The sequence below is a fragment of the Ruegeria sp. CDSC079 genome (genome assembly GCF_059610505.1).
The window spans coordinates 449,092-468,257 of record NZ_JBXWNT010000001.1; the positions used below are offsets into that span (position 1 = coordinate 449,092).

Genomic DNA, 19,166 nt, shown 5'->3' on the forward strand with positions numbered 1-19,166 from the left:
ATCAGGTAGCAAAGCCTTCCGGTGGGTTAGCATAGGTTGGTGAGGTAAAGGGTGTAACCCCTAAACCCTCGGCCGCGATTGCGGCGCGTGTGGCGGGGCGCGTCTCCAACTGCATCAGCATTCGCTGCAGATGCGGCGTGTCAGCGATCTGAAACCAGCTGCGATCAGCCTTCGCAGGATAGAGCGCCATCCAGCGCATCTGACAGGCCAGATAATAACTCAGGACCGATGGTATGTCCGGGCTCAGCCAGGGCGGCGCGCTTTTCGCAACTTCGTCAAGCAGGCGCAAGTGCTGGCGCAAACGAGGGCGGATACCGGCGCGCAAAGGATTGACCTGCGCTGCGTCTATATATTTTTCGGCATAAAACAGAATACGCAGATCAGCGTGCAGCGTATTGGAGGCAAAGAACAGCCACTTCAGAAACGCGGCGCGGTTGCTGTCCATGGGGGTAGGGGCCAGCCGGCCATGCGTATCCGCCAGCCACAACAAGATAGCAGCGGTTTCGAAGATCGGCCCCTGTGGTGTTTCCAATACCGGGATCAGCCCATTGGGGTTCAGCGCGCGATATTCCGGGCTGTCCTGTGCGCTTTGGCGGCGGTCTACCAGAACGGTTTCATAGGGCAGGCACATCTCTTCCAGCGCCAGCCGGATGACCAGCGAAGCATTGTCCGGGGCATAGTGCAGGCGGTAAGGCGTGTTCATGCGAACTATGTATACCTCACGTATGTTTTCAACAGACCTGATTGCGACGTTTCCCATAGGAAACGCGTAGTTTCGCGACATGTTGGTCTACCGATCCGGACAATTCTCTCTCGCAGTTGTCGTAGGCATTCCGTATAAGTTCCGCAGCGAATTAGGGGGATGCTGAAATGGCCGGTGATCTGTCGCCCATCGACACTGCAAAATACGTCGCAGCACGCCGTGCGGCTGACATGGTGCAGAATGGGATGCGAGTCGGCCTGGGAACCGGATCGACCGCTGCATGGATGGTGCGTCGGTTGGGGGAACGGGTTAGAGAAGAAGGTCTGGCGATCAAGGGTGTTCCGACATCGACCCGGACGGCCCAACTGGCCCGCGAACTGGGCATTGAGGTTGTTTCTCTGGATCAGGCGGGATGGCTGGACATCACCATCGACGGAGCGGACGAATTCGACAGAGAGCTTAATCTGATCAAGGGCGGCGGCGGCGCGCACCTGCAGGAAAAGATCGTAGCCACGGCCAGCGACCAGATGGTGGTCATCGCCGATGCCGGCAAAGAGGTCGAGACTCTGGGTGCCTTCCCATTGCCGGTCGAGGTGATCCCCTTTGGCTGGCAGACCACACGCACCCTGATCGAAGAGGTGCTGGATACCATGGATGTTCTCGGTACCCGCTCGGCACTTCGCATGAACGGAGAAGCGCCGTTTGTCACGGATGAAGGCAATCACGTGCTGGACCTGCATCTGCAACGGATCGGAAATCCAAGGCAGATGGCGCTGGTGCTGAACCAGGTGCCCGGCGTGGTCGAGAACGGATTGTTCATCGACATTTGCGACAAGGTCGTGATCGGTTATGGAGATGGCCGGGTCGAACTGCGCGACATCAACGAGGGAACGGTGGAACTGGACGAGTTGTTCGATGGCGGCAAAGACAACCTGTTCACGGATTTGGCGGATTAAGGTATGAGCACCTCTCCGGTTGCTGAATACCGCGAAACGGAAGCAGATTTGGCTGCGCGAGCCAGGACGCTAAAACGCAACCTGATAAAGATCGGGATTGCGGCTGTGGTGGCGGCGTGGGGTTTTGTTTCCGCGGGGTGGACAGGTGGCACGCTTTTCACATTGGTGCTCGTTGTCCTTACTTCCGTCGTGTTGTTCATGAACTATCTAGGTTCACTCAAGGTGCCGTCGCTTGTGGCCCTAGTGGACTCTGGTGGATCGAAGCTCCGCACGCGTAGAGGAATGATCCAAGACATTGTTTGGCCTGATGTACGCTACATTGATGCGTTCGACGAAACCGAGCAAAAACGACGCCCTATTTTTTTTGTTAGCTTCAACAAGTCAGATGGCGGGCATGAGTGTTTACCCCTTCCGTTGCAATCCATGCCGAAACCCATATCTGAGTGTTTCGTAGAGACGATTGAGCATTATCGACCAAATCTGTATGCGTCCTGGCAAGATCAACTGTCCCAGTGGTCCAGTCTGGGCCGTCATGAGTGACCGGGTACATCATTGATGATGGCTCGATAGCGTTGTCAGAAAACTGAAAGAGGCACTGTAAATGAGCTTTGACTATGATCTTTTCGTCATCGGAGGCGGCTCGGGCGGGGTCCGGGCGGCGCGTGTGGCAGCTGGCGAAAACGGGGCCAAAGTGGCACTGGCGGAAGAGGATCGCTATGGCGGGACCTGTGTGATCCGCGGATGTGTCCCCAAAAAGCTGATGGTATTTGCCAGCGAATTCTCTGGCATGGTCGAAGATGCGCAGGCCTATGGCTGGGACGTCAAACCCGGTGCATTTGACTGGGATTTCTTTCGCGGCAAACTCCATGCCGAGCTGGACCGGCTGGAAGGCATCTATCGCAACATCCTGAAAAACAACGGCGTCGAAAGCTTTGATCAGCGTGCACACGTGGTGGACGCACATACCGTCGAGCTGGCCGATGGCACCCGCATGACGGCCAAGCATATTCTGGTCGCCACAGGCGGACGCCCTGTTGTACCCGAGTTTCCGGGCTCGGACCTGGCGATCACCTCGAACGAGATTTTCCATCTGGAAAAACTGCCCGAAAGCATCCTGATCGTTGGTGGCGGTTATATCGCCAGCGAGTTTGCAGGAATCATGAACGGCATGGGCGTGAAAACCACCCAGTTCTACCGCGGTGCGCAAATCCTTCGGGGTTTTGACGAAGAAGCGCGCGGTCTGATCAGCGAAGAGATGTGCCAGAACGGGATTGATCTGCATCTGGGCACCAATGTGCTTGAGATGGCCAAAGACGGTGACAAGATTCGCGTAAAGGCCACCAATGGCACGGAACAGCTGTTTGACGTGGTCATGTATGCCACTGGTCGCGCGCCCAATGCCGACAATCTGGGGCTTGAGGCCATCGGCGTTGAACGCGGCCGCAAGGGTGAGATCATCGTGGATGATTACAGCCAGACAGGCGTGCCCTCGATCTATGCCATTGGGGATGTGACGGACCGGGTTAACCTAACCCCGGTTGCGATCCGCGAGGGGATGGCTTTTGTCGAAACCGTGTTCAAAGGCAACCCGACACCTGTGGATCACGACCTGATTCCAACTGCGATTTTCACGCAGCCGGAATTCGGCACGGTCGGGTTGAGCGAAGAAGACGCTGCAGCCCAAGAGCCGGTCGAGATCTATGCAACCTCGTTCAAGCCGATGCAAAAGGCATTCGCAGGTGGCACGCAGCGGGTTTTGATGAAACTGATCGTCTCTCAGGCCACGCGTAAGGTGTTGGGCTGTCACATCGTGGCGCCGGGCGCCGGCGAGATGATTCAACTGGCTGGCATTGCCGTCAAAATGGGCGCAACCAAGGAAGATTTCGACCGCACCGTTGCAGTTCATCCGGTCATGGCGGAAGAACTGGTAACAATGCGTCATCCTGTGCGTACGGCTTGATTTGCAACCGCGCGCACACAAGTTACAAGGGAACCCGTGATCACACGGTTCAACACAAGGGAATAGATACAAATGGCGGGCAACAGCGGCGGCCCCTGGGGGGGCGGAGGCTCTTCTGGCGGCGGAGGAAATCGGGGTGATAACGGGGACGGGCGCAAGCCCCCTGAAAACGAGGGCCCGCAGATTCCCGAGATCGACGAGCTGATGAAAAAAGGCCAGGAACAGCTGCGCGTCCTGATGGGCGGCGGCGGTGGCGGCCGTGGTAGCAATGGTTCGGGCGGTGGCGGGGGTGGTCCCATCTTTACCAAAGGGACTATTGCCATTGGGTTGGTGGTGGGTGCAGTCCTTTGGGGGGCGGCCAGCTTTTATACGGTAAAGCCGGAAGAACAGTCAGTAGAGCTGTTTTTGGGTGAATTTTCAAACATTGGAAATCCCGGTCTGAACTTTGCGCCTTGGCCGTTTGTAACTGCCGAGGTCATTCCTGTGACCCGCGAGCAGAACGAAGACATGGGCGGAGCCCGTGGTAGCGATGATGGCTTGATGCTGACAGGCGACGAAAATGTTGTCGATATCGACTATCAGGTGGTCTGGAACATCAATGACCCGGCCAAGTATCTGTTCAATTTGCGCGACCCGCGCCAGACGATCCGCGCCGTGTCGGAATCGGCCATGCGCGAGATCATTGCACAAAGCGAGCTGGCACCGATCCTGAACCGAGATCGGGGTGTGATCGCTGATCGCTTGCAGGAATTGATTCAATCGACGATGGACAGCTATGATTCCGGCGTGAACATTGTGCGTGTCAACTTTGACAAAGCCGACCCGCCACAGGACGTAATCGCGGCCTTCCGCGATGTTCAGGCTGCCGCACAAGAACGTGACCGTCTGCAGAACGTCGCCGACGCCTATGCCAATAAGGTACTGGCCGAAGCACGTGGTGAAGCCGCGCAAGTTGTGGAAGAGGCCGAAGGATATCGCGCCCAGCAGATCAACAGTGCTCAAGGTGAAGCCAGCCGCTTTAGCGCGGTTCTGGAAGAATACTCCAAAGCGCCGGATGTAACGCGCAAACGTTTGTATCTGGAGCGGATGGAGCAGATTCTGGGTGATGTCGACAAGATCATACTGGACGAAAACTCGACCGGTCAGGGACAGGGCATTGTTCCGTATCTGCCGCTGAACGAACTGCGCCGCAATCAATCCGGGGAGAGCAACTGATGCGTAAGTCACCCATTATCCTCATCCTTGTGGTGATCCTCGGCGCTGTTGCGCTGTCATCGATCTTTATCGTGGACGAACGCCAGCGCGCATTGGTTCTGCAATTCGGCCGTGTGGTCGCGGTTAAGGAAGAGCCTGGTCTGGCGTTCAAAATTCCACTTATTCAGGAAGTTGTCCGTTATGACGACCGTATCCTGTCCATCGACGTTCAACCGCTTGAAGTGACGCCGTTGGATGATCGTCGTCTGGTAGTCGATGCCTTCGCACGGTACCGGATTTCCGATCTGAACCAGTTCCGCCAGGCGGTTGGTGTCGGTGGTATCCCGGTTGCCGAGGATCGTCTGGACCGCATCTTGCGCGCTGAAACCCGCGAAGTTCTGGGTTCAGTTTCGTCCCGTGACATCCTGAGCTCGGACCGGGCTGCGCTGATGTTGCGTATTCGCAATAGTGCGATTGCCGAGGCACGTGCGCTGGGTGTGACCGTCATTGACGTACGTCTGAAAGCGACCGATCTGCCGCAGGCCAACCTCGAAGCGACGTTTGACCGTATGAAGGCCGAGCGGGAGCGCGAAGCAACGGACGAACGTGCCCGTGGTAATGAGGCGGCACAGCGTGTACGTGCCCAGGCCGACAGGACCGTTGTCGAACTGGTGTCGGATGCACGGCGTGAGGCTGAGATCATTCGCGGTGAGGCTGACGCCGAACGCAATGCGATCTTTGCCGAAGCTTACGGTGCGGACCCTGAATTCTTCGAATTCTATCGTTCGCTGACCGCCTATCAGAATGCTTTGCAGGGCGGTAACAGCTCGATGGTATTGAGCCCGGATTCCGAGTTCTTCAACTATCTCAAATCACCCACCGGCCGGGGCCAATCGGCGGGGCAGGCGTCTGAATAATGGGTATGATCCTTCTGGCCTTTGGGCTGGTGTTGATTGTCGAGGGGCTGGCCTATGCGCTGGCCCCTTCGCTTATTGAACGTATGCTAGAGGCGTTGCGGTCTATGCCAGAGCAGGCACGTCGGCTTGCAGGATTGTTATGTATGGTGGGAGGTCTCGTGTTGCTATGGGGTGCATATCAGGTCGGGTTTTGAACAACGGCTACACTTCATGGTGATTTCCCCGCGATCCTCAGTTGCGGGCAAGGACAAACCAGCTACATTGGATATCAAGAAGGGCCGCCTGCGGGCGATCCAGATAGTGTTGACGACAAGGAGTTCCCACGTGCAGTCACAAGCGCGCAGTATATCCGTCCGGCGGGACGACGTTGTTGGTTTCATGCGGTTGATGTGGCTGGCCTTTGCCGGGATGCTGCTTGTATTGGCGCAGTCAGTGGCCGCACAGGCGCGGGGCGAAAGCCTGGCTCCGCTGGCCGATAAGATCAGCCCAGCGGTGGTCAACATCACCACTTCGACACTGATTGAGGGACAGACCGGCCCGCAGGGGATCGTTCCCGAGGGCTCTCCGTTCGAAGATTTCTTTCGCGAGTTTCAAGACCGTAACGGGGAAGATGACAACCGCCCGCGCCGCAGCAATTCGCTGGGCTCGGGGTTTGTGATATCCGAGGATGGTTTCATCGTTACTAACAACCACGTTATTGCCGAGGCTGATGAGATACTGGTCGAATTTTTCCCGGGCGACGGTCAACCGAAGAAAGAACTGCCTGCGAAAGTGATCGGTACGGATGAAAAAACCGATATCGCCCTTTTGAAGGTCGAAGCCACCGGGCCGCTGAAATACGTCAAGTTCGGCGATAGTGACATTGCGCGCGTTGGCGACTGGGTGATTGCGATGGGCAACCCGCTGGGGCAAGGGTTTTCGGTTTCGGCGGGGATCGTCTCGGCGCGGAACCGCGCGCTCAGCGGATCTTATGACGACTATATTCAGACCGATGCTGCGATTAACCGGGGGAACTCGGGCGGGCCGCTGTTCAATATGGATGGCGAGGTGATCGGCGTGAATACGGCGATCCTGTCGCCGAATGGCGGTTCGATCGGGATTGGCTTCTCGATGGCCTCGAATGTGGTGGTCAAGGTTGTCGACCAACTGCGCGAGTTCGGCGAGACCCGCCGCGGTTGGCTGGGTGTCCGCATTCAGGACGTGACCGAGGATATGGCCGAGGCGATGGGCCTGGACAAGCCGGGTGGCGCACTGATCAGCGATGTACCCGAGGGCCCGGCCAAAGAGGCTGGCCTGTTGGCCGGTGACGTGATCCTCAGCTTTGATGGTGTCGAGGTCGATGACACCCGTGGATTGGTACGTCAGGTTGGTGAGACAACGGTTGGCAAGTCGGTCCGTGTGGTGGTGCATCGGGATGGCAGCACGCAGACAGTGCTTGTGACTCTGGGCCGTCGCGAAGATGCCGAGCGGGCCGAAAGCGAAGAGGGTGAGGCCGAAGAAGCCCCGGTTGAGGAAAATGCCGATATTCTGGGGCTGACGATATCGCCCGTGACTGAAGCCCTGCGTGCTGATCTGGGGCTGGAGCCGGATACTGAGGGGCTGGTTGTGACCGAAGTGGACGAGGCGTCAGAAGCCTATGCCAAGGGTTTGCGCGCCGGTGATCTGATCACCGAGGCTGGCCAGCAGAAGGTCACTGCGATTTCTGATCTCGAGGACCGAATGGAAGAAGCCCGCACGGCCGGGCGGAAGTCACTGCTGCTTTTGGTGCGGCGCGGTGGAGATCCACGCTTTGTCGCGCTGAGCCTTGAAGAGTGATCTCTTAGGTTGAACAAACAGAAAGGCCAGGGCACCTGCTCTGGCCTTTTTTCTGTGCTGAAAAAAGATGAGCCACACGCCGGGGAAGGCGTATGGCTCTGGTACAGGGAGAGGTCAGTGGACAGATATCGGGGATGATTCTCTGACCTCCTACGGTAACAGTTCCTAACGTAATCTTAATGCGATCCGTCGTATGTGAAGCAGGTCACAACAGGTCAAATGAGGTCGGAATCCGCCAGTTCCCGCAGTGCCTCAAAATCATGGATCATCAGGCCGCCCCGCGAAGCTTCGACAACCTTGTCGCGTTTCCAGGTTGAAATTGTCTTTGAGACAGCTTCGCGCGTGGCACCAACGAATTCGGCCAGCTCGCTTTGGGACAGGGTAATGCGGGTGGTTGGATCGTCTTGAAGGTTGGACAGATGCAGCAGTTTGCGCGCAAGCCGGATAGGCATCGGCAAAAAGACCTGTTCATTCAGTTGCGACCCCATCCACCGCATGCGCAAACCGGCCAGTCGGATCATATCCACCGCAAGGTCAGGATGTTGGCGGATCTGGTTCATGACATCGGACCTACGCACACGCAGCACCCGAGAGGCCTCGGCCGCGGCCACGGTTGCGGTGCGGGGGCCATTGTCGAACAAGCCGATTTCACCAAAGACCTCGCCAGGCTTCATCAATGTCAACGAGAGTTTTCGACCGCTCATCGCCAAGAAGGACACCTCTAGCGTGCCGGCAAGAATGGCATAGAGGGCATCCCCTTCATCCCCTTGTTCGAAAAGGATATCACCAGGTTCGAGAGAAATCTCTGTCGCCTGTGCCGAGAGCATTGATCTCAGCCGGTCTGAAGCTTCGGATAGAAAGCCACTATTTGGGAAAGCCGTCATTTGGTGTGGTGCTCCGGCGGGAAAAGGTGAGTGGTGACACAACTTTTCATAGCCCAAGCGTTTAGCCAAGGATTTTGTTAGGTTTTATGGCCTCCCGCGCTTCACGGAAAAGTCATCCGAAGGGCGGTTGAGGATTTAGCCGTCATTGATGATCGGGATCATCCATATAGCTTTGCAACAGGCTGAACTGCAGCATGAGGAACGCCATAAGGGCAATGGGGAATCCGAAGGTCTCAATCTTGACCCACAGGTCGGTCGACATCGTGCGCCACACGAATTCATTTGCGACGGCCAGAACAGCAAAACACGCACACAGACGACGGGTCAGGATCATCCAGCCTTCGTGTTTCATGGGCAGCATCTCGTCCAGAACATAGGCAAGATAGGATTTCTTTTGCAGCAGCCCGATCCCCAGGATCAGAGCAAACAGGCCATAAACAAGCGTGGTTTTCATCTTGAAGAACCGCTCGTCATTGAACCAGGCGGTCAGGCCGCCGAAGAAAATGACCATGAAAGCTGTGAATATCTGCATCCGGCTTAGCTTGCCGGTCAGGTACCACAAGATGCCCATTGCCCCCAGCATCAGCGGCACAAAAATGATCGTGGCAATGATAAAGCCGGAATACTCGATGCCGCCGATCTGAAAGCTGTCATCGCGCAAGCGTAGGTAGATGAAGAAAAAGGCCAGCGGAGGACCCAGTTCCAGCACCTGTTTCAGAAATGGATTTATGTCGGTCTTGCCTGTCATGTCTTTTGTCCTGCTGCTTACCCGCCCATTTCAACTATTACGGCGCCGAGTGCAATCAATGCCATCAGCGCGATCCGCCTTGGGCCGACGGTTTCTTTCAGAACCAGCCAGCCGATCAGGGCGGCAAAGACGGTGGAGGTTTCCCGCAGAACGGCGGCTTCGCCGACCTTGTCCAACCGCGTGGCCAGCATGATGGCCCCGAAAGATAGAGGGGCGATGATCCCGCCGGCGATGCCGCGCAGCGCCAAGGGCCCCAAGGCCGGGCGATGGGCCATCGCGCGCCAGCGGAAGAACGCATAGATCGGCATGGCGGCCCCGTCGATCATGAAAAACCAAGCCAGAAAGGTGAACGGATCGGCCGTCGCGCGAATGCCATAGGCGTCATAGGTGGTATATAACGCCACAAACAGGCCGGTTGCGAGGGCCAAGGCTAGGGCGATCCCAAGCGTTTCGCGGTTGGTTTCGAGAAACCGCAGATTATAGGCCGCAAGCCCGAATATCCCGGCCAGCAAGACCGCGACACCAAACCATTGCGTGGCAGAGAAGGTCTCGCCAAACAACAGGTAGGCACCGAATACTGTGAACAGGGGTCCGGTGCCGCGCACAACAGGATAGACCACTGTATAAGAGCCTTTGGTATAGGCCATTGCCTGCAGGGTCTTATAGGCGATGTGGATCAGCCAGACGGTGGCGAAGATTGGCCACATATAGGGTTCGGGCCAGGGCACCACAAAAAACGCGAAAGGTGCAGCCAGAAGACAGTAGCTGGCGTCTATGGCCCCGCGGGACAGCCACGGGTCGTGACGGCCTTTTTGCAAGGCTCCGAACACCGCGTGCAAGAAGGCGGCCATCAGCGCGAGCCCGAGGGCAAGGTCATGGCCCTTGGGCGTGCCTTCCAGAGAGATGAGCCAGTCGCTCAAGACATCGACCTTTCGCGGGTGGAGAGGGTGGGGGACTGTCTGCCCCCCACACCCCCCGAAGATATTTTTAGCCAGTTGAAGTTCGGATCAGCGTTGATCGAGGCCGGTTAGAGCAGCGGCGAATTCTTCGGGATCGAAAGGGGCGAGATCATCGATCTGTTCTCCGACGCCGATTGCGTGAATGGGCAGGCCGAACTTGTCGGCCAGTGCCACCAGCACGCCGCCTTTTGCGGTGCCGTCCAGCTTGGTCATCACCAGGCCGGAGACATCGGCCAGTTTTTGAAAAGTATCAACCTGGCTGAGTGCATTCTGACCGGTGGTGGCGTCCAAAACCAAAAGGGTATTGTGCGGTGCGGTTTCGTCGACTTTGCGGATCACCCGGACGATCTTGGCCAATTCCTCCATCAGGTCGGCACGATTTTGCAGACGACCGGCGGTGTCGATCATCAACAGATCGGCGCCATCCTCTTGTGCGCGGGTCAACGCGTCGAAGGCCAGGGAGGCGGGGTCCGAGCCTTCGGGGGCTGTCAGGACCGGAACGCCTGCGCGGTCGCCCCAGACCTGCAGCTGTTCTACGGCGGCTGCGCGGAAGGTGTCTCCAGCTGCGATCACTACGTTCTTGCCGGCCGCCCTGAACTGGCTGGCTAGTTTGCCGATCGTGGTGGTCTTGCCCGATCCGTTGACGCCAACGACCAGTACCACCTGTGGGCGTTTGGAATAGAGCGGCATGGGCTTTGCAACGGGTTCCATAACCCGGGCGACTTCCTGCGCCAGAAGCTGCTTGATCTCTTGTGTCGAAAGTTTGCGGCCATAACGGCCCTCGGCCATATTGGCGGTGACGCGCAGCGCTGTGTCCACACCCATGTCGGATGCAATCAACAGCTCTTCAAGCTGTTCCAGCATGTCGTCATCCAGCGTGCGGCGAACTGTTGTCTCGGTCTCGGCGCGCCCGAAAAGCCGCCCGAGCATGGATTTGGACGGAGCAGACTCGGCTGTAGTGGCCACCGGTTTGGCAACTGCCTGTTCCGGTGCCATGTCCGGTTGCGCGACTTCGGGTTCCGGTTCGGAATGCGGCGCTGGTGGGATTGGATCCGGTGCAGTTGTTTCCTCGCCCCCATCTTCAACGATGGCATCCAACCCCTGTTCAAGGCGGGATGAGGATTTGAACAGCTTGTCCTTGAGCTTTGAGAATAGCGCCATTTTTGGTCTCCGCAGGTGTTCCTCTCACCTAATGCGGAATTGCAGCAGTTGCAAAGGGTCAGAGGAAGGCGATCAGAAGACCGGCTTGCGCCCCCCAATACAATACCCAAACCAGATAGGAGGTGAAACGGCGGCTGGGATGGTCCGCTGGCAGAAGAAACTTCTCAGTCGCCAGGATCAGGTCGGACGCGATAAAGGACAACGCCGCAGGTAAAGCCCAACGCAGCGCGCCTGTCGCGGGCAGGGCCAGGACCGTGATACCCATGCCCAGAATGATCGGAATATACCCGAGAACGGGCCATTTCAGGTCTCCGGCACGCGGCGGTAATAGGGTGACAACGACAATACCGAGGAGGATCAAAGACCAGAAATATCCGGGCTTCTCCAGAATAAGCGCGGCGTCGCTGGCCGAATGGGACAAGAACAGCCCGATATAGGCCAGATGACCAGTTGCAAAGGCACCGATCCCGGCCATGAAGGTGGCATCACTTTCCCGGGACAGAAGGGCGTCCCCCAGCGCACAGAATGCCAGCGCAAGGATCAACAGAAATGGAGCGCCACTTTGGGCGGCAATGACCGCCAGAACTGCGACGGATAAGGTCTTTAGGATTGACCGAACAGCGCCAGCGCCACGCGAGGTCAATGGCAGGTAAGCCAGAGCGCAAGCTGTCGCAATCAGAAAGAGGGCATTGGTCATAGAGTTATCTCCGCAGCATGTACTGAACACTTTCGCAGCGCATAACCGCAAAACTCAATCGGTGACGTGAAGGCACCCGGTTGGAATGAAAAGGGAATTGGCCTAGCGGCCTGCCATCTGACAGAATGAACCCATGCTGAAACGAATTGCGATTCTGTTGTCGTTGGCTGCCCCGGCGGTTTGTGCCGACACATCCCTGTCCGGCGCCGAATTTGACCGCTATACGCTGGGAAAAACCCTGTTCTATGGCTTTGAAGGCAGGATTTATGGGGTCGAGCGTTATCTGCCGGATCGCCGCGTGATTTGGTCTTTTCTGGATGGGAACTGCAAAGAAGGGCTCTGGTACGAGCAGGAAGGACAGATCTGTTTCGTCTATGAAGACCGGCATGACCCGCAATGTTGGGTATTCACCGAATCTGGCGGCGGTCTGATCGCTCAGTTCGAGGGAAATCCTGAGATGACCGAACTATATGAGAACGAAGACACAGACGCCGAGATGGTCTGTTACGGTCCTGAAGTCGGTGTCTAGCCTGTGCAGGGGTCAGAACAACGACCCCTGATCCGGCGCATCCTTTTTCGGCGGCTTTTTCGAAGTTGACGGTGACGCGGTAGACGGGCCGGTCTTCAATTCGCCATCTGCAAATTCAATGTCAAAGGATTGGTGCTTTGCCGCCTGTTTACGAGTCGTCAGCACCTGTCCTTCGGCGCGTACGACCGCATATCCACGTTGCAGCGTTGCCTTGTAGCTTAGCGTTTCCCGCAGCCGGTCTGCGGTTTCCAGGGATTGACGCATCCGGTCCAGACGCGCGGCTTGCGCTGTACTCAAGCGTTCGGCTAGGCGGTTGATGTTTTGCCGTTGGCTGTCGATTTCGCGCTGGATCGGCCGGACAGACAGGCGCGACGAAAGGCTGCGCAGTGTTTCCTGTCGGGTTCCGACCAGTGAGCGTAATGTGGACGGGCGCAGATGGGCGGACAGTTTCACAACTTGAAGGCGGCGGTTTTGTACGCCGCGCTCAAGTGCTGGTGTCAGTCGGTCCGCAATTAAATCAAGGCGTTGTCGCGGGTTGTTCAACAAGCTATCCGGGCGTGGTAATGCGCGGGATAAATCCCGCAACCGTTGCGACCGTCTTTGCACAGCGTCCGTGGCTGCACGGGACAGGCGGGCGCCTTGCTCTCCGGTCCAGGCCAGAAGTTCCATGCGGACAGGCACCGCAAGTTCGGCTGCGGCTGTGGGGGTTGGGGCCCTGCGGTCCGACACAAAATCAATCAGGGTCGTGTCGGTCTCGTGCCCAACGGCCGAGATCACCGGGATCTCTGATGCCGCCGTAGCGCGGGCCACGATCTCTTCGTTGAACCCCCAGAGGTCCTCGATTGACCCGCCACCACGGGCGACGATGATCAGGTCCGGTCGTGGCAGCGTACCGCCAGGAGTCAGTTGGTTGAAACCAGTAATCGCGTTCGCCACCTCAGGCGCGCAATTCGAACCTTGCACGGCGACAGGCCAGATCAACACTTTGCGCGGAAATCGGTCACGCAACCGGTGCAGGATATCGCGGATCACCGCGCCCGAGGGTGAAGTCACCACGCCGATGATCTGAGGAAGATAGGGCAGAGGCTTTTTACGCTCGGGTGCGAACAGGCCCTCGGATTCCAACTGTTTCTTTCGCTTTTCAAGCAGGGCCATCAGGGCACCCTGTCCGGCCACCGAAACCTCATCCACGTTCAGATTGTATTTGGACTGCGCTCCAAAAGCGGTCAGGCGGCCTGTGACGACCACTTCCAGACCTTCCTCGGGAACCACGGACAGGGCAGCAACCTGGCCTTTCCAAGTGGTGCAGGCCAGTACGTTCTTGTCGTCCTTGATGTCATAGTACAGATGACCAGATCTGGCTTTGAACACGCGACCGACTTCACCCCGAACACGGATTCGGCCGAAACTGCCTTCCAGCGTCCGCTTCACCTCGCCCGAGATGTCGGAAACAGTGTATTCTGGGGTATTTTGGCCGGGAATGGGGTCGTCAAGCAGGTCGGACATTTCAGCGCCTTGTGTCAAATGCCCGGCCAGCTTAGAACGCGCGGAAGGCAAGGCCAAGCAGATCGGAGAGCAGTCATGAACATCCTCATTCTCGGCAGTGGTGGGCGCGAACACAGCCTGGCCTGGGCGGTGATGCAAAACCCGAAATGCGACCGCCTGATTGTGGCGCCGGGCAATGCCGGGATCGCCCAGATTGCCGAATGTGCAGCGCTGGATATCGAAAACGGCGGTGAGGTGGTCAGGTTTGCGGATGAGAACGCGATCGACTTTGTGATCGTCGGCCCCGAGGCGCCATTGGCTGCGGGGGTTGCGGATCGTTTGCGCGAGGCCGGTGTCCTGGTTTTTGGCCCCTCGGCCGCGGCTGCACGTCTCGAGGCGTCCAAGAGCTTTACTAAAGAGATCTGCGACGCCGCCAATGCTCCAACCGCAGGATACGCCCGGTTTACCGAGGCCGAGCCAGCCAAAGCCTATATCAAAAAGAAGGGCGCACCTATCGTCGTCAAGGCTGATGGCTTGGCCGCGGGCAAGGGTGTGATCGTTGCGATGGACGAAGCGACGGCCTTGGATGCGATCGATGACATGTTTGGCGGAGCCTTTGGTGGTGCCGGTGCCGAAGTTGTGGTCGAAGAGTTCATGGAAGGTGAAGAGGCATCTCTGTTCGTGCTATGCGACGGGGAAAGCATCCTGTCCATTGGCACGGCGCAAGACCATAAACGGGTAGGCGAGGGCGATACCGGTCTGAACACCGGCGGCATGGGCGCGTATTCTCCGGCTCCTGTGTTATGCGCTGTAATCGAAGAGCGCGCGATGAACGAGATTGTGCGCCCCACCATGGCAGAGATGAAGCGGCGGGGTACGCCGTTTCAGGGCGTTCTTTATGTTGGCTTGATGATCAAGGACGGCCAGCCACGGTTGGTTGAATATAACGTGCGTTTCGGCGACCCGGAATGTCAGGTGCTGATGATGCGCCTGGGCGCGCAGGCGATGGACCTGATGCACGCTGCAGCAGAAGGCCGGTTGGCCGAGGCGCGTGTAAACTGGGCGGATGATCACGCCTTGACGGTAGTCATGGCCGCAAATGGTTATCCGGGCTCTTACCAAAAAGGCAGCGTGATCAAAGGGCTGGATGACGTATCTGAAGATAGCGGTAATATGGTGTTTCACGCAGGAACCAAAGAAGCCGACGGTCAGATCGTCTCTAGTGGTGGCCGGGTATTGAATGTCACCGCACGCGGACGGAACCTGCAGGAAGCGCGTGACCGCGCCTATGAGCTGATCGACGGGATCAACTGGCCAGAGGGGTTCTTTCGCCGGGATATCGGATGGCGGGCGCTTTAATCGCGACGGCTCCCGCGCCCAGCCACTGCATCAGAGATGCAGCGTCAATGGACTTGGGCCGGGCAGCCCTCTGACGCGGGCTGCAGTCAGGGCGAGGGTACGCAGTTAAGCGCAGAGGTCATTGCTTTCGGGCTAAAGGGGGCGACCAGATGCTGCACCCAGCCATTGTCAAAGCGGATGCTGACAATTTCGCGCCAGTCCGCAGACGCGACAACCAGTTCCGGGCCATTGCCACAGTCGCGCAGACCCCCTGTGATGAAATCTTCGCCGATCCGATGATTTGTCAGCCTTGGTAGAGCGGCAATCTGGATTAATTCGCCGTCGACAAAGCGCCAAATGCGCAATGTCTTGGCCAGATGAGGGCGGTCGATATAGGCGATCTCGATATTGCCATCCCCATCCAGATCCGCCGCCCCGACCGGAGCAAGCCATCGAAAGCGGGTACCGATATGCGGAGTTGCGGCGATTTTGTCCCCTCTGGCATCATAGATGGCCAACTGAGCGCCCGCTTGATCCTGAGATTCAACGACAATGGCCTCGGGGGTCCCGTCCTGATCTACGTCCACAAGCCGTGGAGCGAGATCTTCAAATACGCGATCAGATGGAAGACGGATGGTCACGTTTCCGCTTTGGGTAGTCAGCTCTAACGCGCCATATTCGATGTTATCACCCAGAACTCCGTGGGCGTAACGTGTTGTCGGCTCGGTGAAACGAGCGGCTGAGACGGTCTCCGCCAGTGCCAACGGGGCATGGCCCGTCAGCCAGAAGCACAACGTCAGCGCTGCGCCGCGGGCCTGACCCTGCCAAGTTCGGTAGGGTAGGCGCGGCGCTTTGCAGGGCATCAGATCTGTTTTTCCGGCATCTGAACGATCAGGCCATCCATCTCGTCTGTGACTTTGATCTGGCAGGTCAGGCGCGAACGGGCAGGGTCGGGCTCATAGGCAAAGTCCAACATGTCTTCTTCCATGTCATCCTTGCCGGGAATTTTCTCAACCCAGTCGGGGTGGATATAGACATGGCAGGTCGAACAGGCACAGGCGCCGCCGCAATCCGCTTCGATGCCGGGAATGTTGTTGTCACGGGCTCCTTCCATGACGGTTAGTCCGTTGGCGACCTCGACAGTGTGCTCGGTACCGCCATGCTCGACATAAGTGATCTTTGCCATTGCGTGCATCTTCCTCTTGCGATGTTAGATCCTTCCTTAGTCAAGGCATTTAGGTGTTTCCAGCCTCATTTGCGACTCGATGTGCCGCGTCTGGGAATTCTTGGCCTTTGTTCCCCTCCCGTTCTTCTGCTCGCTGTATTTTTACCCGCAGCTACTGACTGGATTTGGCGTAGCCTGTCAGCGGCTGCCCGCTGTGAGGTCGAGGGTCAATAATACGCCGATTGCCGAGGTCATGAGGTTTTGCCGGAAAGCGAATTGAACGCCAAGGGTTCTGCCCATGCAAATAGCCGAGACCATCGGCGCTGGGGTAAGGGTGGGATGCCACTGCGCAGGACCGCCAAGCTCAGGGCGTTAGGGTTAAGTAACAATGCCTGATAGACTTGCAATGCACCGGGGCGTGTGTAGCTGGACCAATGGCTGAACCTGCGTCTGGAGGCATGGATCGCAAAAGCGTGATACGCCAGATGATTCAGCGTGTCCGGGCAATCCAGTTGCAGCGTTATTGCATTCGGGGCCGTCAAGCTGCTGCCTATGCTGCGATCGCCCCGTTCAGGCGGAGGGATCAGGCATTCGTATAGAAAATCAAACAGATCGTTTTCGCGGCTCGTAATATTGATGAATTCCGCCCGTCTACCCGCCGGAGTGGCCAGCGCTCTTAACGCGCGACTCTGATAGGCGGCTCCGGTCAACGAGATGATGCGGCTCAGGGATCCGGGTCGGATGTGATGCAGGGCTTCAAGCGCCAATTCGGTCCCCATCGAGTGGCCAATAAAGTGGATCGGACGTCGCGGGTTCAGATGGTGCAGTTCCCGGATCAATTCGGCCAGAACACGTCCGGCCTCGTGCGCCCGGCGGAGGGCACCCCAAAACGATCCCCGTGCATTCCAGCCAAAGGCAATGCCCAGCCCTTCGGTTTGCAAACCAGTGCCAAAACCAAGTTGCCGCGGCCAGCTGCAGAAAGATGTTGGCGAGGATGTCCGGGGCAGGGACAAGAAATGTTGGTGCGGGCAGGCCTTGGCCCGGCCTGGCCGGAACCTGTACCCATGTGACATGAGGATGACCGGGCCTTGGATGTGCCGGGTCTGACATAGCAGGCTGAAGGGGGACTGTGGGCTGTTGTGCAGCGTAAGCGTGTCGCCGGTCGCGTTGATCCGGATTATTGGCATTCTCACAGCCTCATACAAGATGTTGTGGCGGCAATATCCCAACAGCCTATGCCCCCTAGGTGAAGGGATTGTTACAGCTGCGCGACGTTGCGGGGGCGGGGTTGACGATACTGCAGCCGCGGCGTAATTCAGCATCACCACGTGGCGATTTGTTACCGGATTGCGGGCCACGCTAAACAACACCGCTAAAAGGTCAGGATGAAAGACCCCTTTCGCTTGGCCGCGTCTGGGGTTTTTTGTTTACGTCCCTCAAGGGGCTGAAAGGAATGACATGAGCGAGAGCTGGAACAAGCGCACACAAGCCGTCCATGGCGGCACCCGCCGCAGCCAATACAACGAAGTGAGCGAGGCGATTTTTCTGACCCAGGGATTTGTCTATGATACGGCCGAGCAGGCCGAGGCGCGGTTCATCGAAACCGGCCCGGACGAGTTCATCTATGCCCGTTATGGCAACCCCACAGTGTCGATGTTCGAACAGCGTATTGCGGCTCTGGAAGGGGGCGAAGACGCTTTTGCCACCGCCTCTGGAATGGCTGCGGTGAATGCGGCACTGACTTCGATGTTGCAAGCCGGTGACCACGTTGTTTCTGCCAAGGCTCTGTTCGGGTCGTGCCTGTATATTCTGGAAAACGTGCTGACCCGGTTCGGGGTTGAAGTGACCTTTGTGGACGGTACCGATCTTGACGCATGGGAGGCTGCGATCCGCCCGGATACCAAAGCGGTTTTCTTCGAATCCATGTCCAACCCGACGCTTGAGGTCATCGACATCTCAGCCGTTTCCCTTCTGGCCCATGCGGTTGGTGCAACGGTCATCGTGGACAATGTGTTCTCGACCCCAGTTTTCTCGCGCGCGATCGCTCAGGGGGCTGACGTGGTTGTCTACTCGGCGACCAAGCATATTGACGGGCAGGGCCGCGCCCTGGGTGGTGTCATCATCGGCACCAAAGAGTTCATCCGTGGTACGGTCGAGCCCTATATGAAACACACCGGAGGCGCGCTTAGCCCCTTCAACGCGTGGATCATGTTGAAAGGGCTTGAGACCATGGCCTTGCGGGTCAACGCACAGGCCGAAACCGCCCAGAGGATTGCCGAGGCGCTAGAGGGCCATCCGGCGTTGGAGCGGACGCTTTACCCCGGTCTGAAGTCTCATGCGCAGAATGATCTGATACAAACGCAGCTTGGCGGCAAAGGCGGGACAGTGCTGTCGTTGGATATCAAGGGCGGAAAAGAGGCGGCATTTTCCTTCCTTAACGCCCTGACGATTCCGGTGATTTCGAACAACCTGGGCGATGCCAAGTCGATTGCGACCCACCCGGCAACCACCACACATCAAAGATTGAGTGACGACCAAAAAGTTGAGCTGGGCATTGCTCCGGGCCTCATCCGGTTCTCGGTAGGTCTGGAAGACGCCGATGATCTTCTTGCCGATATCAAGCGCGCATTGGACGTTTCTCAGCAATAGGGGCGT

At 57.7% G+C, this 19,166-nt stretch carries 20 protein-coding genes and 1 riboswitch; of the genes, 10 read left to right on the top strand and 10 right to left on the bottom strand.

Going from position 1 to position 19,166, the window contains the following annotated elements; all coding sequences use genetic code 11:
- Window position 1: 1 nt before the first annotated feature.
- Window positions 2-703 carry a glutathione S-transferase family protein gene (locus AC2FIC_RS02335; protein WP_496690778.1) on the bottom strand — a complete coding sequence of 234 codons (702 nt, stop codon included), beginning with the start codon at window positions 701-703 and terminating at the stop codon, window positions 2-4.
- A 167-nt stretch (window positions 704-870) separates the two neighbouring features.
- On the opposite strand from AC2FIC_RS02335, the gene rpiA reads away from it, so the two are divergent.
- The 7 genes from rpiA (at window position 871) to AC2FIC_RS02370 (ending at window position 7,545) form a co-directional block, all read left to right on the top strand.
- Window positions 871-1,659 carry a ribose-5-phosphate isomerase RpiA gene (gene rpiA, locus AC2FIC_RS02340; protein WP_271946345.1) on the top strand — a complete coding sequence of 263 codons (789 nt, stop codon included), beginning with the start codon at window positions 871-873 and terminating at the stop codon, window positions 1,657-1,659.
- A gap of 3 nt (window positions 1,660-1,662) precedes the next feature.
- On the top strand, window positions 1,663-2,199 hold the full coding sequence (locus AC2FIC_RS02345) for a hypothetical protein (protein WP_496690777.1): 537 nt from the start codon (window positions 1,663-1,665) through the stop codon (window positions 2,197-2,199).
- A 61-nt stretch (window positions 2,200-2,260) separates the two neighbouring features.
- Window positions 2,261-3,619, top strand: coding sequence for a glutathione-disulfide reductase (gene gor / locus AC2FIC_RS02350; protein WP_496690776.1), 1,359 nt, complete (start codon window positions 2,261-2,263; stop codon window positions 3,617-3,619).
- 72 nt (window positions 3,620-3,691) lie between these two features.
- Window positions 3,692-4,834 (top strand): FtsH protease activity modulator HflK, encoded by a 1,143-nt coding sequence (hflK, locus tag AC2FIC_RS02355; RefSeq protein ID WP_496690775.1) that lies wholly within the window; start codon window positions 3,692-3,694, stop codon window positions 4,832-4,834.
- On the top strand, window positions 4,834-5,730 hold the full coding sequence (gene hflC / locus AC2FIC_RS02360) for a protease modulator HflC (protein WP_496690774.1): 897 nt from the start codon (window positions 4,834-4,836) through the stop codon (window positions 5,728-5,730). The genes hflK and hflC overlap by 1 nt, the downstream gene beginning before the upstream one ends.
- Window positions 5,730-5,924, top strand: a complete 195-nt coding sequence (locus tag AC2FIC_RS02365; protein ID WP_142634568.1) for a DUF2065 domain-containing protein — start codon at window positions 5,730-5,732, stop codon at window positions 5,922-5,924. The genes hflC and AC2FIC_RS02365 overlap by 1 nt, the downstream gene beginning before the upstream one ends.
- Window positions 5,925-6,054: 130 nt before the next feature.
- On the top strand, window positions 6,055-7,545 hold the full coding sequence (locus AC2FIC_RS02370; RefSeq protein WP_496690773.1) for a Do family serine endopeptidase: 1,491 nt from the start codon (window positions 6,055-6,057) through the stop codon (window positions 7,543-7,545).
- A 215-nt stretch (window positions 7,546-7,760) separates the two neighbouring features.
- Here the strand turns inward: AC2FIC_RS02370 and AC2FIC_RS02375 are convergent, their stop codons facing one another.
- The 5 genes from AC2FIC_RS02375 to AC2FIC_RS02395 all read right to left on the bottom strand — a co-directional run bounded on the left by AC2FIC_RS02375 (window position 7,761) and on the right by AC2FIC_RS02395 (window position 11,994).
- Window positions 7,761-8,429 (bottom strand): Crp/Fnr family transcriptional regulator, encoded by a 669-nt coding sequence (locus AC2FIC_RS02375; RefSeq protein WP_142634564.1) that lies wholly within the window; start codon window positions 8,427-8,429, stop codon window positions 7,761-7,763.
- 142 nt (window positions 8,430-8,571) lie between these two features.
- Entirely contained in the window at window positions 8,572-9,177 is a 606-nt protein-coding gene (locus tag AC2FIC_RS02380) for an inner membrane-spanning protein YciB (RefSeq protein WP_496690772.1), read from the bottom strand.
- A 17-nt stretch (window positions 9,178-9,194) separates the two neighbouring features.
- Window positions 9,195-10,097 carry an EamA family transporter gene (locus AC2FIC_RS02385; protein ID WP_496690771.1) on the bottom strand — a complete coding sequence of 301 codons (903 nt, stop codon included), beginning with the start codon at window positions 10,095-10,097 and terminating at the stop codon, window positions 9,195-9,197.
- Between the two features lie 87 nt (window positions 10,098-10,184).
- Entirely contained in the window at window positions 10,185-11,297 is a 1,113-nt protein-coding gene (gene ftsY, locus AC2FIC_RS02390) for a signal recognition particle-docking protein FtsY (protein WP_496690770.1), read from the bottom strand.
- A 58-nt stretch (window positions 11,298-11,355) separates the two neighbouring features.
- Window positions 11,356-11,994, bottom strand: a complete 639-nt coding sequence (locus AC2FIC_RS02395) for a lysoplasmalogenase family protein (RefSeq protein WP_496690769.1) — start codon at window positions 11,992-11,994, stop codon at window positions 11,356-11,358.
- A 133-nt stretch (window positions 11,995-12,127) separates the two neighbouring features.
- On the opposite strand from AC2FIC_RS02395, the gene AC2FIC_RS02400 reads away from it, so the two are divergent.
- Window positions 12,128-12,523: a hypothetical protein gene (locus AC2FIC_RS02400; protein ID WP_496690768.1), complete on the top strand. Its 396-nt coding sequence runs from the start codon at window positions 12,128-12,130 to the stop codon at window positions 12,521-12,523.
- A 12-nt stretch (window positions 12,524-12,535) separates the two neighbouring features.
- On the opposite strand, the gene xseA is transcribed toward AC2FIC_RS02400, so the two are convergent.
- Window positions 12,536-14,029 carry an exodeoxyribonuclease VII large subunit gene (gene xseA, locus AC2FIC_RS02405; protein ID WP_496690767.1) on the bottom strand — a complete coding sequence of 498 codons (1,494 nt, stop codon included), beginning with the start codon at window positions 14,027-14,029 and terminating at the stop codon, window positions 12,536-12,538.
- A 75-nt stretch (window positions 14,030-14,104) separates the two neighbouring features.
- Here xseA and purD point away from each other — a divergent pair, with 75 nt between their 5' ends.
- Window positions 14,105-15,367 carry a phosphoribosylamine--glycine ligase gene (gene purD, locus AC2FIC_RS02410; protein ID WP_496690766.1) on the top strand — a complete coding sequence of 421 codons (1,263 nt, stop codon included), beginning with the start codon at window positions 14,105-14,107 and terminating at the stop codon, window positions 15,365-15,367.
- A gap of 86 nt (window positions 15,368-15,453) precedes the next feature.
- Here the strand turns inward: purD and AC2FIC_RS02415 are convergent, their stop codons facing one another.
- The 3 genes from AC2FIC_RS02415 to AC2FIC_RS02425 all read right to left on the bottom strand — a co-directional run bounded on the left by AC2FIC_RS02415 (window position 15,454) and on the right by AC2FIC_RS02425 (window position 17,698).
- Entirely contained in the window at window positions 15,454-16,209 is a 756-nt protein-coding gene (locus AC2FIC_RS02415; RefSeq protein WP_496690765.1) for an FG-GAP repeat domain-containing protein, read from the bottom strand.
- Complete coding sequence (locus AC2FIC_RS02420; RefSeq protein ID WP_142634548.1) at window positions 16,209-16,532, bottom strand: 2Fe-2S iron-sulfur cluster-binding protein; 324 nt, start codon at window positions 16,530-16,532, stop codon at window positions 16,209-16,211. Before AC2FIC_RS02420 ends, AC2FIC_RS02415 begins: the two co-directional genes overlap by 1 nt.
- Before the next feature lie 230 nt (window positions 16,533-16,762).
- Window positions 16,763-17,698 (bottom strand): alpha/beta hydrolase, encoded by a 936-nt coding sequence (locus AC2FIC_RS02425; RefSeq protein ID WP_496690764.1) that lies wholly within the window; start codon window positions 17,696-17,698, stop codon window positions 16,763-16,765.
- A gap of 131 nt (window positions 17,699-17,829) precedes the next feature.
- Window positions 17,830-17,907, top strand: a riboswitch (SAM riboswitch).
- Between the two features lie 62 nt (window positions 17,908-17,969).
- On the opposite strand from AC2FIC_RS02425, the gene metZ reads away from it, so the two are divergent.
- Window positions 17,970-19,160: an O-succinylhomoserine sulfhydrylase gene (gene metZ / locus AC2FIC_RS02430; protein ID WP_496690763.1), complete on the top strand. Its 1,191-nt coding sequence runs from the start codon at window positions 17,970-17,972 to the stop codon at window positions 19,158-19,160.
- Window positions 19,161-19,166 lie beyond the last annotated feature (6 nt).